Below are 13,406 nucleotides of genomic sequence, written 5' to 3'. Positions count from 1 at the left end.
CGTGCAGTCGCCACTCGAACCGGAAGGACCGATCGTGACCGACCTCCAGTCCAAGCTGGCCGCCCTGTGGGCGGACCTCCTCAACAGCGAACTCCCCGACGCGGACGCCGACTTCTTCGAGGACGGCGGCACCTCGCTGAGCGCGGTCCACCTGGCCGCGCTGATCCAGGAGCACTTCCGGGTCTCGGTCGACGCGATCGAGATCGTCACCGCCCGTTCCCTGTCCGCCGTCTGCGAGCTGGTCGGCGAGCGGCTGTCCACGGCCGCCTGACCCCCGGCCGGGCCGCGCACCGCGGCCCGGCGCCCCACCCCGGACGGAGCTAAGCAACGATGGCAGCAATTGCACGCAGCGGGCCGCTGACGCTCGCTCAGCGACGGATGTGGCTCCGCTCGTACTGGCGCGGCCACGGCGAGTTCTTCCCGGCCTGGACCCGGCGCTGGGAGCTGCCGCCCGGGATCTCCGCGGACGCGGTGGCGGCCGCGTTCGCCGTACTGGCGGCGCGGCACGAGATCCTGCGGACCGTCTTCCTGATCGGCCCGGACGGCGAGCCGGTCCAGGCCGTGCTGGCGGCCGAGGGCTTCCGGCCGCCGGTGTCGGTGGTGGAGTCCGGTCCGGCGGCACCCGACGCCCCGGCGGAGGGGGCCGGGCCGCTCACCGTGGGCGCCGCGTTCGCCCGGCCGCTGTGGTCGGCCCGCCTGCACGCGGCGGCCGGTCGGGTGCACACCGTGGACCTGGTCTTCGACCACATCGTCAGCGACGGTGCCGGCCTGCAGAACTGGCGCGAGCAGCTGCTCGACCTGTGCGAGGGCCGCGACGCGCCCCGCCCGACCGCCCACCCGCTCGACCGCCAGGCCGCGGAACCCCGGCCGCGGACGGTCCCAGGGCGGTGGGAGCCGGAGCCGGACGCGCCCGCCGACCTCGCCGCGCACGCGCCGCAGATCCCGGTGCCGGGCCACGGGCGGCCGGTCACCGGACCGCGCTACGTGCTGTCCTCCACCTCCTACCAGGGGCTGCTCCCGCTGGTCGACCGGGTGTGCGAGCGCACCGCGGCCTCCCGCGCGACGGTCTTCATGACCGCCGTCGCCTGGCTGCTGAACCGGTACGCGGGCCATCCGCGGACGCTGTTCGCCAACTACGTCTCGCACCGCGTCGGCCGCGACGACGGGATCGAGTGCCGGGTGCGGCCGGTGGACGTGCTGGTGGAGACCGACGGGGCCGCGAGCTTCGCCGAGGCCCTGCGGGCCGTCAGCGCGGCGACCATGCGGGCGTACGAGCGCGACCTCCGGTTCGGCCCGGTCGCCCCGGAGCAGCGGGCCCGGACCGCCGCCGAGCGCGGGGCGGGATTCGTGGTGCCGGTCTACTTCAACTTCCAGGGCCGTCCGCGCGGCGCCGGGCCGTCCGAAGCACCCGACCCGAAGGTGCTGGTGGACCGGCGCGCTGAGGAGCTCGACGAGCTCGGCCGGCCCTGGTGCGTGGTGGTCTACGTGTACGTGCAGGGCGCCGAGGTGGTCCTGGACGTCGACGTGGACCTCCGGATGCTGTCCCTGGACACCGTCCACGCCTTCGCGGACGTGCTGCCCGAGCTGATCCGGCTGATGGCGGAGCGGCCCGACGCGCTCGTCGGCGCGGGGGACGCGCTCCTGCCGCCGGACTTCGCGGTGCGGACCGACAGCCGGCTGCTGGGCGACAACTGGGTCGACCTGCCCGCCACGGCCCGGGTGCTGCGCTCGGCCGCCGGCGTGCGGGAGGCGGAAGTCGCCTGGCTGGACGGTGAGTTGACGGCCCGTCTGGAGCTGGAGCCGGACACCGTGCTGTTCGACGTGCACGAGCACCTGCTGGCGGCGCAGCGTCTGCACCTCGACGTGGTGGCGCCGCGCCGCTACCTGCCGCCGGTCCCGGCCGGGTCGGGCGCGCCGGGCTGGTGGCCGGCCGACCTGCCGCGCGACGGCTGGCGGCCGGAGCGCGACGCGCCCCGGCTGCCTCCGGAGACCGAGGCCGAACGGGAGCTGTGCGCCGCGATCCGCGAGACCCACGGGATCGAGGTCGACGACCTGGCGCTCAGCTACGTGGCCGCCGGCGGCCTGGTGCTGCGCGCCCCGGCGGTGGTCGAGGCGCTGCTGCGCCGCCGTCTGACCGGCCTGAACTCCTCCCACTTCGGCACCCCGTACACCCTGCGGGCGATCGCCCGCTGCCTGCGCCCCGAGGCCGCCCGCGCCACCGACGGCGCCACCTACCTGGGCTGAGCCGCCGATCCGGCCGCCGTCCCCGATCCGCCGACGGCGGCGATCCGCCACGACCTGCCCGATCCGCCACGACCTGCTTGCGAGTGACCAGATGCCGGGTTCCCCCCTTCCCTCCCTTCCCAGTGTGCTCATCGTCGAGCCGACGTCCTCCGCGTACGGGCTGGTCCACCAGGCGCGTGCGCTCGGCCTGCACAGCGTCGTCGCCAGCCACGGCCAGGGCGACCGGCGGCTGCCGGACGCCGTCCGGGCGGACGTCGGCACCCTGATCGAGGTGGACTGCAACGACGAGGCCCGGCTCGGCGAGCTGGCGGCGCGCCTGCACGCGCGCACGCCGCTGGCCGGGGCGGTGCCCGGCGACGAGTTCTACGTCGCCACCACGGCCCGGCTGGCCGACCGGCTCGGCCTGCCGGGGCTGCCCGCCGCGGGTGCCGAGGCCCTGCGCGACAAGGCGCTGATGCGGGCCAAGGTCGAGGCGGCGGGGCTGCGGGTGCCGCGCTACGCCGAGGCCGCGGGCCTCGCCGAACTGCTGGACGCGGCGGCCGGCGTGGGCTTCCCGGCCGTCCTGAAGCCGGCCGCCTCCGCGGGCAGCATCCACGTCACCCGGGTCGACGACCCGGCGGGCCTGGAGCGCGCCTACCGGGCCCTGGCCGCGGACACCCGGCCGGACGACGTCGGGGGCCACCTGGACGGCCGGGTGGTGCTCGAGGAGTACCTGCCGGGGCCGGAGATCAGCGTCGAGGGGTACATCCACGACGGGCGCGCGGTGGTCGTCTCGGTCACCCACAAGATCCTCAGCCAGGAGCCGCACTTCCTGGAGATCGGCCACATCGCCCAGGCCGAACTGGACGCCCCGACCCGGGACCGGGTGGCGGCCTACGTCGACGCGGTCTGCCGTGCCCTGGACGTCGTCCTCGGGCCGTTCCACTGCGAACTGCGCCTGGTGGACGGCGATCCGGTGCTGGTCGAGCTCGGCGCCCGGCTGCCCGGCGGCAAGGTCACCCTGCTCACCGAGTGGGTGACCGGCGTGTCGCTACCGCAGGTGGCGCTGGCCGCCTACACGGGAGGTGACGTGCCGTCGGCCGCCCGTCCCGGCGAGCGCCGGGCGGCGTACGCGGGCGTGCACCTCTTCACCGCGCCCGGCACCGAGGTGATCACCACCGTGCACGGCATGGAGCAGGTGCACGCCGCCCCGTACGTGCGGGAGGCGGTGCTGCGCGCGGGCCCCGGCGACCCGGTGGAGCCGTTCGGCGACTTCCGCTGCCGCCTCGGCTACGCGCTGTTCACCGCCGACACCCACGCCGAGGCGCTGGCCCACCGCGCGGCCATCGCCGCGATGGTCAGCATCGTCTGATCCGACGGCCCGTCAGCAGGACGTCGAAGAGCCGCGCCGCGGGCCCGCGGCGCAGACCAGGGGGAAATCACCATGTCCGACCTTCCGCACATCCTCGTCATCGGCAGCGGCGACCCGCTGTACCGCGAGTACGGCCTGGCCAGCCTGGCAACCAACCACACCGTCACGATGATCGACCGCGCGGCGCCCACCTGGCAGTCGCGGTACCTCCTCGACCACTCCGTCGCGGCCGTCACCGACCCGGCCGCCGTGGCCACCGCCGCACGGGAGTTGGCGATGCGTCACCACTTCGACGGGGTGATGACCTGGGGCGAGTTCGCGGTGCCCGCGGCCGCCCGCACCGCCGTCGAGCTCGGCCTGCCGGGGATCGACCCGGAGGCCGCGGCGGCCTGCCGCGACAAGGGCGCCACCCGGGCCGTACTGGCCCGGGCGGGCGTCCCGTCCGCCCGGTCCGTACGCGCCGCCTCGCTCGCCGAGGTGCAGGCCGCGGCGCACGCGATCGGGTTCCCGGTGGTGGTGAAACCGACCGCGAGCGCCGGCAGCCGCGGCGTCATCCGGGTCGACTCCCCCGAGCAGCTCGCGGCGGCCCACGAGTTCGCGGCCCGGGTCACCGCCCCGGCGCCGGACGGGACCCGCCCGGTCCTGGTGGAGGAGCTGATGGTCGGCCCCGAGGTGAGCGTGGAGTGCGTGAGCTTCCAGGGCGAGACCCGGGCGGTGGCGCTGACCCGCAAGACCGTCGGCCTGGCACCGTACTTCGAGGAGATCGGCCACCTGGTCGAGCCGCAGGACGGCGACGTGTCGCACGAACCGGCCGCCCAGGTCGCCCTCGCCGCGCTGCGCGCCCTCGGGGTGGACGACAACGTCAGCCACGTCGAGCTCAAGCTCACCGCCGACGGCCCGAAGATCGTCGAGGTCAACGCGCGGGTGGCGGGCGACATGATCGGCTACGCCGTGCAGCTGGCGACCGGAATCGACCTGGTCCAGGCGGCCGCCTCGATCGCCCTCGGCCGCCGCCCCGAGGTGGCAGCCCCGCTGCGCCGCAGCGCCGCCGTGCGCTTCCTCTACCCGCCCTTCGACGGGCGGGTGGCCGAGCAGTCCTTCCCGGAGGAGCTGCGCACCGAGCCCTGGCTGGACCGGATGGTCTGGGAACACCCGGTCGGCACCCGGATCGCCCCACCACCCGCGGGCGACGTGGACAACCGGCTGGCCCAGGTCGTGGTGACGGCCGACACCCCGCAGGAGGCGCTGCGCCGGCTCGACCTGGTCTGCGACCAGGCCTCGTTCCGGCTCGAGGCGACGACGCCGGCCGCGGAGCCGCAGCTATGAGCAGGCTCCGGCCCGCGGACGGCGTGGACCGCGGCGAAGCGAGGCACGGCGGCGCGAGGCGGGGCCCGGCGAGCCCCGGGGCACCGGACGGCGGGGCGCCGCGCTCTCCGGAGCGGCTCTTCCGGCGGGTCGGGGTGTCACGGCGCGACGAGGCGGTGTTCGTCGGGAAGCTGCTGCTGGCCACGCTGCTGCTGGCGGCGGGCGCGGTGCTGGCCCTGCGGCCGGAGCTACCGGCCGCGCTGCTCGGCGTGACGGTGCTCGGCGCGACCTACACCCACATGGTCGAGCTGCAGCACCAGTGCCTGCACCACTCGGCCTTCCGACGGGCCGGACCGCACCGCCTGGTCGGCGTCCCGCTGGGGTTCCCGCTGCTGGTCGCCTACAGCCACTACCGCGTCCGGCACCTCCAGCACCACCGCTACCTCGGCACCTCCCGCGACTCGGAGTTCTTCGGCTTCGACACCCGACAGCCGGTCACCGTCCGCGCGCTCTGCCGGGGCCTGTTCGACTTCCCGCGGCTGGTCTCCGTGCTGGCCGAGGTGGTCCGCAGCATCCGGGGCCGCTGGACGTACGACCTCGGCCAGATCTCGGTCCGCGCGCGCCGGGACGTCGTCAACGAGTACCGCCTGATGGGTCTCGCCGTGGCCGCCGCCGGCGCCGCCGCGGCCCTCGGGTTCGGCGGGCTGCTGCTGCGGCTGTGGCTGCTGCCGCTGCTCGTCGCGGTGCCGCTGCACTTCCTGGTCGAGCTGCCCGAGCACATCCTGTGCGACACCGACTCCACCGACGTGCTGCGCAACACCCGTTCGATCCACGGCAGTCGGCTCAGCACCTGGTTCACCAACGGCAACAACCTGCACATCGAGCACCACGCCGCGATGACCGTCCCGATCAACCGCCTGCCACCCCGCCACCAGGACGTCCGCCGGCTCGCCGTGCACGTCGAGCGCAGCTACCCGGCGTTCTACCGCCGCGTGCTGCGCGAGGCCCTCGCCAACTCCTTCGGCCGACGCCGCTGATCCCTGCGGCGCGTTCTGGACGACCAGTTCCGGGCTGTGCGCTTCGCCGCGACTACTGCGCTCCGTAGTCGGCCGCGTCCTGCAGGACGACGGGGGTGCGTGGTGCCGGTACGCCGAGCTCTTCTCGGACGCCGGGCATTCCGGGCCTCAGTGCTGCGGCGACGGCCTGGAACACTCCCCCGGCAGACGACAAGTCGTAGTCGAAGAAGTCCATGCCGGCCCTGAGCCAGGCACCGCCGCCGGCCAGTCCGGAAACCTCGACGAACGACCCGCCGGCTTCCAGGCCGGCGACGCCCCCGAGCCGCTCGACGACTTCGGTCGGCACGACGGTCAGCCAGCCGTACCCGCGCAGGTACCGGCGGGCAGTGGGGTAGGCGTCCCAAGCCCCGTAACTCTCGGTGCAGTGTTCGAACTCAGTCCCCGTCAGGTCGCCGTACCCGAATGCGCCGAAGACCGGGTTGGAGACCTCCGCCAGCTCGCGCAGCACCCGAAGGACGGCCTCCTGGACCGATCGGCCGACCGCCGAGCGAAGGTGCTCCTCGGGAACCTCCAGGATGAACTGCGCCCAACTCCTGTCCGTGTCATCGCGCCACACCTTGATGCCGAAGAAGTCCCGCAGACGGCCCCAGCCGGCCTCGCAGCGCGTGATGTGACCGGCGACAGCCGCGTCGCAGAGCCAGTCGAGATTCTCGGAGGAGAACGCCCGGCGTTGACTGCGTTCGCCCATCACCAGCGACTCCCGGGCCAAGAAGACAACAGCGCTGTGAGAGCTGTCGGGCAGCTCATCCGGCTGCGCCGTGTCTGCGTGCTCGTACCGCAAGCCCAGAGCGTGCCCGAGGACGTCGAGAGCGCTGGAGAACCAACTCCGCACCCACGACCGGTAGAGAGCGTCATCGGGAACGTCAACCATCAATTCCACATGGATATTGCTGGGCACCGCCGACCTCAACTCCCTCGTGGCTCCGGACGGGCCAAGGGTGCCACGCCGACGCTCTTCGCCATCGTCCAGGTCGAAGCAGACACCGAACGCCCCGTCTTCGCGGACCTGAACGCACAGCGCGCCAAACCCCGACCCGACCGCAAACCGGAAACGCGCACACCCCGCCCTCTGAACCGCCCCGGGACGCCGCCGCGCCGGCGCCCGCACCGCCGCCCAAAGCGCCGCCGACCTCTTCACCGCGCACCAGGCCCGCCCTGGGCCGACACCGCCGAGCGCACCCTCCACCACCTGGAGCACAACCCCCCGGACAACCACGCCGGCCCACGCCTCACCTCCGCCGAACAACGCTGCGCCCAACTCGCCGCCGCCGGCGCCAGCAACCGCGACATCGCCGCCGCCCTCACCGTCAGCGTCAGCGTCAGCGTCAAGACCGTCGAAGCCACCCTCACCCGCGTCTACCGCAAACTCGGCCTGCACTCCAGCGTCCAACTCGCCCACGCCCTGACCCCCGCACGGGAATGACCCACCGTGGTTCTCTCGAAAACCAGGAGCCCAATGCACACCGCGGCCACGGTTCCGAGCTCGCCTCTACCGGCGCCCGGCTCGGCCTGGCACGATGTCGCCCCCCGGCGACCGCGGCTCAGAACACCGACCAGCCTGTCGCCGTCGTGAACGCGTCCAGCGCGGCCACCCCCAGCACCGAATTGCCCGCCGCGTCCAGCCCCGGACCCCACACGCACACCGCCCCCCGCCCCGGCAGCACCGCCAGCACACCGCCGCCGACCCCGCTCTTGCCCGGCAGCCCCACCCGGTAGGCGAAGTCCCCTGCCGCGTCGTACGTCCCGCAGGTCAGCATCACCGCATTGATCCGCTTCGCCTCACTGCGCGACAGCAGCCGCGAGCCGTCCGCCCGTACCCCGTGCCGCGCAAGGAACAGCCCCGCCAGCGCCAGGTCCCGGCAGGACGCCGCGATCGCGCAATGCGCGTAGTAGTGCACCAACACGCTCTCCACCGGATTGCGCAGGTTCCCGAAGCTCGCCATGAAGTGCGCCAGCGCCGCGTTGCGGTGCCCGTGGCGCGCCTCCGACGCCGCCACCGCGTCGTCCGTCCCCACTGCCGGATTCCCCGACTCTGCGCGCAGAAAGTCCCGCACCGCACCCGCCGCGTTCCCGGTGAGATCCAGCAGCCGGTCCGTGACCACCAGCGCCCCCGCGTTGATGAACGGATTGCGCGGGATCCCCTGCTCCGACTCCAACTGCACCAGCGAGTTGAACGGGTTCCCCGACGGCTCCCGGCCGACCCCCGCCCACAGCCCGTCCCCGCCCTCCGCCAGTGCGAGCGCCAGAGTGAAAAGCTTCGACACCGACTGGATCGAGAACGGCACCTCCCACTCCCCGACCCCGAACACCGCGCCGTCCACCGTCGCCAACGCCATCCCGAACGCCGACGGATCCGCCGCCGCCAACGCCGGAATGTAGTCCGCCGGCCGCCCCCGCGCCTCCCCCGCCAGCGCCATCGCCATCACGTCCTTCAGCAGCTGCCCGTACTCCACGTCCTGATCCACGCGGGCCATTGAACCGGATGTTCCGACCCAGGCGAAAGCAGAGCTCTGCGCCCCGGACGCGCGGCAGACCGCTGCTCGGCCGGGGCCCGGTGACACCGCGAGTCCGCTCCGGCGCCTGATTCCCGAGCCGGCTCCTGGAACGCGCACGCCGGGCCGAGCAGGCCCTGATCTCTACGCACGGGTGCTGGTCCAGAACGCTCGCGATCCCGCACTGTGCGTCCGGGACATCGCGGCCCGCTGCGCCGCACCGAGCGGGCCGTGCAGCGGATCACCGCCGACCTCGAAGGCGCCGGCTACCTCCACTGCGTCACCCGTCGGACGCCGTCGCCACCGTCGCCGACCCGCGGTCCCGCCCGAACCGGGTGCCGCCCTCGCCGCTGGGCTCACGGGTCTTGCGGGAGCCCCGTCTGCGGCGCCATTCCGCCGAGGCGGACGCTCCGGGCACAGCCGTTCTTCCCTCCGGGGTTCAGGTCCGCGTGACCGGCCGAGGTCGTCCGACACGTCGGTGTGGCGGCGCGGATTCGGGGCAGTCGCGGCACTGGGGGGCTTACGGAAGGCGAGGTGCCGGAGGGATGAGAGTCGACATGATCACCTCCAGGCTGCTGTCCGAACACGGCCGGACGTACGCCGAGGACGCCGGCATCACGCTGCGCGACAAGCCGGCGCCGCTGTACCAGTTGCTGGTACTCACGGTGCTGTGCGCGATCCGCATCAAGTCCGACACGGCCACCGCCGCCGCCCGGGAGCTGTTCCGGGCCGGACTGCGAACACCTCGAGCGATGGCCGACTCCGACTGGCAGGACCGCGTGAACGCGCTGGGCCGCGCCCGCTACGTCCGGTACGACGAGAGCACCGCCACGGCTCTCGGCGACGGGGCGCAGCTTGTGCTCGACCGCTGGCACGGAGACCTGCGCCGGATGCAGGAGGACGCCGACGGCGACCTGAACGCACTGCGCGACCTGCTGCAGGAGATTCCGAGGATCGGCCCGGTCGGCACGGACATCTTCTGCCGGGAGGCCCAGGCGGTCTGGCCTCAGCTGCGTCCGTTCTTCGACGACCGCGCGTGCGGGACGGCGCGGGACCTCGGTCTACCGCACACGCCCCGCGGACTCGGCGACCTGGTGCCGCCGACGGACCACGCCAGACTGGCCGCCGCCCTGGTCCGGGTCAGCCTCTCGAAGGACGCGGCGAAGGAACTCCAAGCAGCCTGACGCCACCGTTTCAGAAGGTTCCGCTCGCGCCGGGGTAGGTGCTCGCACGTCTGTCGGACGGCACCGGCGAGGAGGCGGCAGCCCCCGCCGGCATCGCTCCTCGGCCCCGCCCGAACATCCGATCGACACGACTACCCTCGTGAGCGCCCGCCGACCGCGGTCCACGCCAGGAGCCGCTCGACGGGCCAGGTAGTGAGGAGCCGGTCGCGTCCGAGATGGGCGCGGGCGGCGCGCGCGTATCCGGAGGACTGCCAGTGCAGCTGCTCGGGTGCGTGTGCATCGGTGTCCACCGCGAACAGGCAGCCCGCCTCGGCTGCCCGGCGCAGCAGGTCGTCGGGTGGGTCGCGCCGCTCGGGCCGACAGTTGATCTCGACTGCTGTTCCGGCCTCGGCGCACGCCGCGAAGACGGCCTCGGCGTCGAAGGAGGATTGCGGGCGGCCACGGCCCGTGACGATGCGACCCGTGCAGTGGCCGAGGACGTCGGTGTGCGGGTTGCGCACCGCCGCCACCATCCGGGCGGTCATCGCCTCGGCATCCGAGCGCAGCTTGGAGTGCACCGATGCGACGACGACATCGAGCCGTGCGAGGAGGTCGTCCTCCTGGTCGAGTGAGCCGTCCTCCAGGATGTCGCACTCGATGCCGCTCAACAGGCGAAAGCCGGTGGCGCGGGCATTGACGGCGGCCACCTCCTCCAGCTGACGCCGCAACCGGTCGGGGCTGAGGCCGTGGGCGATCACGAGTCGCGGCGAGTGATCGGTCAGGACGGCCCACCGGTGCCCCATGGCACGGGCCGCTTCGGCCATCTCCTCGATCGGATGCCTGCCGTCCGACCAGTCGGAGTGCAGGTGGCAGTCGCCTTCGGTGGCCTCCGCCAGTTCCCAGGCGGAGCGGGCCGCCGGGCCTGCCTCGGCCTGGAGCCTGATGAGATAGGTCGGGGCGCGGCCCCGTGATGCCTGTGCGATGACCTCGGCGGTGACCGGGCCGACACCCTGCAACCGCCGGGCTTCGCCCGGGTCGACCGGGCCCGTGTGCAGTCTGCGGGCGGCATCGGCCGCGGTGTGGAACGCCCTCACCCGGTAGGGGGACGCGCCGCGCCACTCGAGCAGGAACGCGATCCGCCGCAGTGCGTCGACCGGATCCATACCTCCAGCCTCTGCTCTGCCCGCCTGGTCGGCGGACTCCTCGAAGACGCCGCGGCACGGGACCGCGCCTCAGGGATGGGATCGAGCCGGGCACCGGGATGCTCAAGCGCGCCTGCGCCACCTTGCACGCGCGCGCCGCCGAGGGCGATGACTGGAGGCTGGAGAACCTCCGCGAGATGCTCCAGCGCGCCTCGGTCGACCCGGCCGACTGCCCGGTGGAGCCGGTGGAGGGCGACTTCGCGAACGACCGGCTGATGATCCCGGACGAGGCCGGCGACGGCACCGTGCTGGGCGTCCTGGCCGACCCGGACGGCTCGTATACGACCCAGTGCCTGGACGCCGAGGGCAACACGGTGGCGATCCTGCGCGCCCTCGAGTAAGGAGCGTCGGTGGTTCGGGCCACGCCGAGCCGGCCCACGCGTCGGGTCCACCGGCTCGGCGATTCTCAGGGGGCTCCCCTCATCCGAGGAGCGCGTCGGCTGCCATCTTGAGTGCGCCCGGGTGCTGCGGTCGCCTGGGTGCGGTGGCGCGGACCTCGAGCATGCGGGCGCCGATCTCCTGAAGCTCCTTGCGCCCGAGAGCGGCCCGCACCTTGGGGAACCAGTCGTTCTCCTCTTCTTCGATGTGATGGCCGACGGACTCGATGAGAACCGTGGTCTTGGCGTCGAAACGCTCGTCACCCGGGTCCATCGCGTCAAGCTCCGCGCAGAGGAGGTCGGCGACGTGGTGCTCCTCGAACGACTCGAGGACGTCCGTTTCGAGCTCCGGCACCAGCTGCCGCACCCTGGGATACATGACCTCGTTCTCGATGTAGGTGTGAACGGTCAAGGCCTCCACGATTCGGCTGACCAGGTCTGCCTTGGCGGCACTGTCATCGTCGCCGGACTCGAACGCCCGGAACAGTTGCCGTATCTCCTTGTGGTCCTCCTTGAGAAGGACGATGGCGTCGGTAGACATAAGTGATTCCCGTGATGAGCTGGTAGCTGGTCTCGATAGGGAGGCCCCGACGGCCTGTCCCGCCGCGGACCAGGTGCGATCGGGTCAGTGCTTCAGTGCGTCCTTCACCTTCTGCCCTGCCTGCGCCACGTCGCCCTTGGCCTGGTCGGCCTTGCCCTCCACGACGAGTCTCTCGATGCCCACGGCCTTGCCGGCCGCCTCCTTGGCCTTCCCCTTGGCCGTCTCGGCTGTGTGCTCGACCTTCTTTCCCGCACTCATGCGGTCCTCCTCCGCGAAACCCTGTCCTGGTCCTCGCGCGCCTACCCGAACGGGCACGTTTCACCCGCGCCGTGTCGGGTGGGCCCGGATCGCGTTCGGTGAGGTCAGAGCCGAGCACGCGGGTGTCCGGCCGGGCGAACCTGCACAGTCCTTCGGGTGCCGCTCCCCTCCTGGTCGCTCGCTCCGGTAGTCCCGCCGGCCCCGAGACCCACCGCCAGGGTCAGTTCGAGGACCCGGTGCGGCGATGCGAGGTCCGGGAACAGCTCCCGCAGCTGCGACATCCGGTACCGGACTGTCTGGGGATGGACGAACAAGGCCGCCGCCGCCTCGTCCCGCCTGCCCTGGTGCAGCAGCCACGCCCGCAGCGTCTGCTCCAGCCGCCGTGCGGTGGTGGCGGGTAGGGTCCGCAACGGTGCGAGGGCTCGGGCGCGCAGGTCCGCGAACGCGTCCGCGTCGGCGCTCAGCACCAGCTCGGGCAGGTGGTCCTCGGTGTCGCGTATGTCAGAGGAGAGGGAGCGCGCACGTACGGCTCGTGCGTACGAGGCGGACGCACGAGTCCACGGCCGGGCCGGGCCGACCACGGCGGTGCGGTCGGTCAGCTGCCGCAGGAGGTGCGATCGGTCGGCATCGGGGACGAGCAGCACACCGGTGGCGTCCGGCAGATCGTCGAGGACGAGAGTGCTCGGGTCGAGCGCACGGTAGGCGGGCCGGGCCTCGACGGCCGGCAGCAGGACCGCGGTCAGCGAGACCGGAGGCTGCCACCCGGCCCGCTGAACAGAGGCCAGCAGCACGTCCGGACTCGCACCGGCGAGGAGGTCGCGGGCCAGGTGTTCCAGGTGGCGCTCGTGGGCCCTGCCCCGGGCGGCCAGTTCGTCGGCGTGGCCCGCGGCGCTCGCCGCAGAGAGCTCGTCGATGTAGGCGAAGGTCAGCTCGGCGAACTTGGCGACCTCGGCGGCGGGCAGACCTGCGGGTACGGCACCCGCCGCCAGGCATCGCCAGGCCACGCGGGCGCCGACGCGGTAGGCGCTGAGGAGGGCGTCCATCGAACGGCCGTCGCGCACCTCGCCGCGGCCCAGCTCGTACGCTGCGTCACCCGCGTCGCCGCCCGTGGCGTTCCCGCTCGCGAGGTCGAGGTAGTGCCCCAGCGCGGTGCGGACGGCTCGGCGGATGGTGTCGCCCATGCGGCCCGAAAGGGCGTTGGCATAGGGCGGGACCTCGTCGATGATCGCCTCGACGACCTCGTCGGCGGTGGCCGTCAGCGCGGCCCGAAGCGCGGTGACCGTCGCCTCGTCCAGGACCAGCTCGCCGGCCCTCCGGATTGCATGGCTCACTTTTTGTTCCCTGCGAACAATCCTGTCGACCGGATTCACATCCTACGGTCAGGACTTTACGCCCCG

At 73.1% G+C, this 13,406-nt stretch carries 14 protein-coding genes; 8 read left to right on the top strand and 6 right to left on the bottom strand.

From position 1 onward, the window contains the following. Positions 1-34 precede the first annotated feature (34 nt). The 5 genes from ACWD4U_RS20565 (at position 35) to ACWD4U_RS20545 (ending at position 5,937) form a co-directional block, all read left to right on the top strand. Positions 35-271 (top strand): phosphopantetheine-binding protein, encoded by a 237-nt coding sequence (locus ACWD4U_RS20565; protein WP_363453712.1) that lies wholly within the window; start codon positions 35-37, stop codon positions 269-271. 59 nt (positions 272-330) lie between these two features. Then, positions 331-2,244: a condensation domain-containing protein gene (locus ACWD4U_RS20560; protein ID WP_363453714.1), complete on the top strand. Its 1,914-nt coding sequence runs from the start codon at positions 331-333 to the stop codon at positions 2,242-2,244. 124 nt (positions 2,245-2,368) lie between these two features. Beyond that, positions 2,369-3,595 (top strand): ATP-grasp domain-containing protein, encoded by a 1,227-nt coding sequence (locus ACWD4U_RS20555; RefSeq protein WP_363453716.1) that lies wholly within the window; start codon positions 2,369-2,371, stop codon positions 3,593-3,595. A 72-nt stretch (positions 3,596-3,667) separates the two neighbouring features. Next, positions 3,668-4,921, top strand: a complete 1,254-nt coding sequence (locus ACWD4U_RS20550) for an ATP-grasp domain-containing protein (protein WP_363453718.1) — start codon at positions 3,668-3,670, stop codon at positions 4,919-4,921. A gap of 134 nt (positions 4,922-5,055) precedes the next feature. After that, positions 5,056-5,937, top strand: coding sequence for a fatty acid desaturase family protein (locus ACWD4U_RS20545; protein ID WP_363453720.1), 882 nt, complete (start codon positions 5,056-5,058; stop codon positions 5,935-5,937). Positions 5,938-5,989: 52 nt separating this feature from the next. Here ACWD4U_RS20545 and ACWD4U_RS20540 read toward each other — a convergent pair whose 3' ends face one another. Then, on the bottom strand, positions 5,990-6,874 hold the full coding sequence (locus ACWD4U_RS20540; protein WP_363453722.1) for a hypothetical protein: 885 nt from the start codon (positions 6,872-6,874) through the stop codon (positions 5,990-5,992). On the opposite strand from ACWD4U_RS20540, the gene ACWD4U_RS20535 reads away from it, so the two are divergent. After that, positions 6,857-7,399 (top strand): helix-turn-helix transcriptional regulator, encoded by a 543-nt coding sequence (locus ACWD4U_RS20535; protein WP_363453724.1) that lies wholly within the window; start codon positions 6,857-6,859, stop codon positions 7,397-7,399. The two genes, ACWD4U_RS20540 and ACWD4U_RS20535, sit on opposite strands and share 18 nt — an antisense overlap. 118 nt (positions 7,400-7,517) lie before the next feature. On the opposite strand, the gene ACWD4U_RS20530 is transcribed toward ACWD4U_RS20535, so the two are convergent. Beyond that, complete coding sequence (locus tag ACWD4U_RS20530; protein ID WP_449787249.1) at positions 7,518-8,450, bottom strand: glutaminase; 933 nt, start codon at positions 8,448-8,450, stop codon at positions 7,518-7,520. A 575-nt stretch (positions 8,451-9,025) separates the two neighbouring features. Here ACWD4U_RS20530 and ACWD4U_RS20525 point away from each other — a divergent pair. Continuing rightward, on the top strand, positions 9,026-9,652 hold the full coding sequence (locus ACWD4U_RS20525) for an endonuclease (RefSeq protein ID WP_363453726.1): 627 nt from the start codon (positions 9,026-9,028) through the stop codon (positions 9,650-9,652). A 131-nt stretch (positions 9,653-9,783) separates the two neighbouring features. On the opposite strand, the gene ACWD4U_RS20520 is transcribed toward ACWD4U_RS20525, so the two are convergent. Continuing rightward, entirely contained in the window at positions 9,784-10,794 is a 1,011-nt protein-coding gene (locus tag ACWD4U_RS20520) for a PHP domain-containing protein (RefSeq protein WP_363453728.1), read from the bottom strand. A 98-nt stretch (positions 10,795-10,892) separates the two neighbouring features. Here ACWD4U_RS20520 and ACWD4U_RS20515 point away from each other — a divergent pair, with 98 nt between their 5' ends. Further along, positions 10,893-11,174 carry a hypothetical protein gene (locus ACWD4U_RS20515; protein ID WP_363453730.1) on the top strand — a complete coding sequence of 94 codons (282 nt, stop codon included), beginning with the start codon at positions 10,893-10,895 and terminating at the stop codon, positions 11,172-11,174. A gap of 79 nt (positions 11,175-11,253) precedes the next feature. Here ACWD4U_RS20515 and ACWD4U_RS20510 read toward each other — a convergent pair whose 3' ends face one another. From ACWD4U_RS20510 to ACWD4U_RS20500, 3 genes are all read right to left on the bottom strand, one after another. Continuing rightward, the gene (locus ACWD4U_RS20510) at positions 11,254-11,751 is read right to left on the bottom strand and encodes a hemerythrin domain-containing protein (RefSeq protein WP_363453732.1); all 498 of its coding nucleotides are present in this window, start codon (positions 11,749-11,751) and stop codon (positions 11,254-11,256) included. An 84-nt stretch (positions 11,752-11,835) separates the two neighbouring features. Continuing rightward, positions 11,836-12,009, bottom strand: coding sequence for a CsbD family protein (locus ACWD4U_RS20505; RefSeq protein WP_363453734.1), 174 nt, complete (start codon positions 12,007-12,009; stop codon positions 11,836-11,838). 104 nt (positions 12,010-12,113) lie between these two features. Beyond that, the gene (locus tag ACWD4U_RS20500) at positions 12,114-13,340 is read right to left on the bottom strand and encodes a PucR family transcriptional regulator (protein ID WP_363453736.1); all 1,227 of its coding nucleotides are present in this window, start codon (positions 13,338-13,340) and stop codon (positions 12,114-12,116) included. Positions 13,341-13,406 lie beyond the last annotated feature (66 nt).

This window comes from Kitasatospora sp. NPDC002522, assembly GCF_053595195.1.
Note: the sequence above shows the minus strand (reverse complement) of the source record. Positions and strands in the feature narration are given on the sequence as shown.

Bases quoted from the DNA above. Each gene is read 5' to 3' on its own strand.
- ACWD4U_RS20510 (WP_363453732.1), bottom strand. From the start codon at position 11,751: ATGTCTACCGACGCCATCGTCCTTCTCAAGGAGGACCACAAGGAGATA.
- ACWD4U_RS20535 (WP_363453724.1), top strand. From the start codon at position 6,857: ATGGATATTGCTGGGCACCGCCGACCTCAACTCCCTCGTGGCTCCGGA.
- ACWD4U_RS20505 (WP_363453734.1), bottom strand. From the start codon at position 12,009: ATGAGTGCGGGAAAGAAGGTCGAGCACACAGCCGAGACGGCCAAGGGG.
- ACWD4U_RS20530 (WP_449787249.1), bottom strand. From the start codon at position 8,450: ATGGCCCGCGTGGATCAGGACGTGGAGTACGGGCAGCTGCTGAAGGAC.
- ACWD4U_RS20515 (WP_363453730.1), top strand. From the start codon at position 10,893: ATGCTCAAGCGCGCCTGCGCCACCTTGCACGCGCGCGCCGCCGAGGGC.
- ACWD4U_RS20550 (WP_363453718.1), top strand. From the start codon at position 3,668: ATGTCCGACCTTCCGCACATCCTCGTCATCGGCAGCGGCGACCCGCTG.
- ACWD4U_RS20525 (WP_363453726.1), top strand. From the start codon at position 9,026: ATGATCACCTCCAGGCTGCTGTCCGAACACGGCCGGACGTACGCCGAG.
- ACWD4U_RS20560 (WP_363453714.1), top strand. From the start codon at position 331: ATGGCAGCAATTGCACGCAGCGGGCCGCTGACGCTCGCTCAGCGACGG.
- ACWD4U_RS20520 (WP_363453728.1), bottom strand. From the start codon at position 10,794: ATGGATCCGGTCGACGCACTGCGGCGGATCGCGTTCCTGCTCGAGTGG.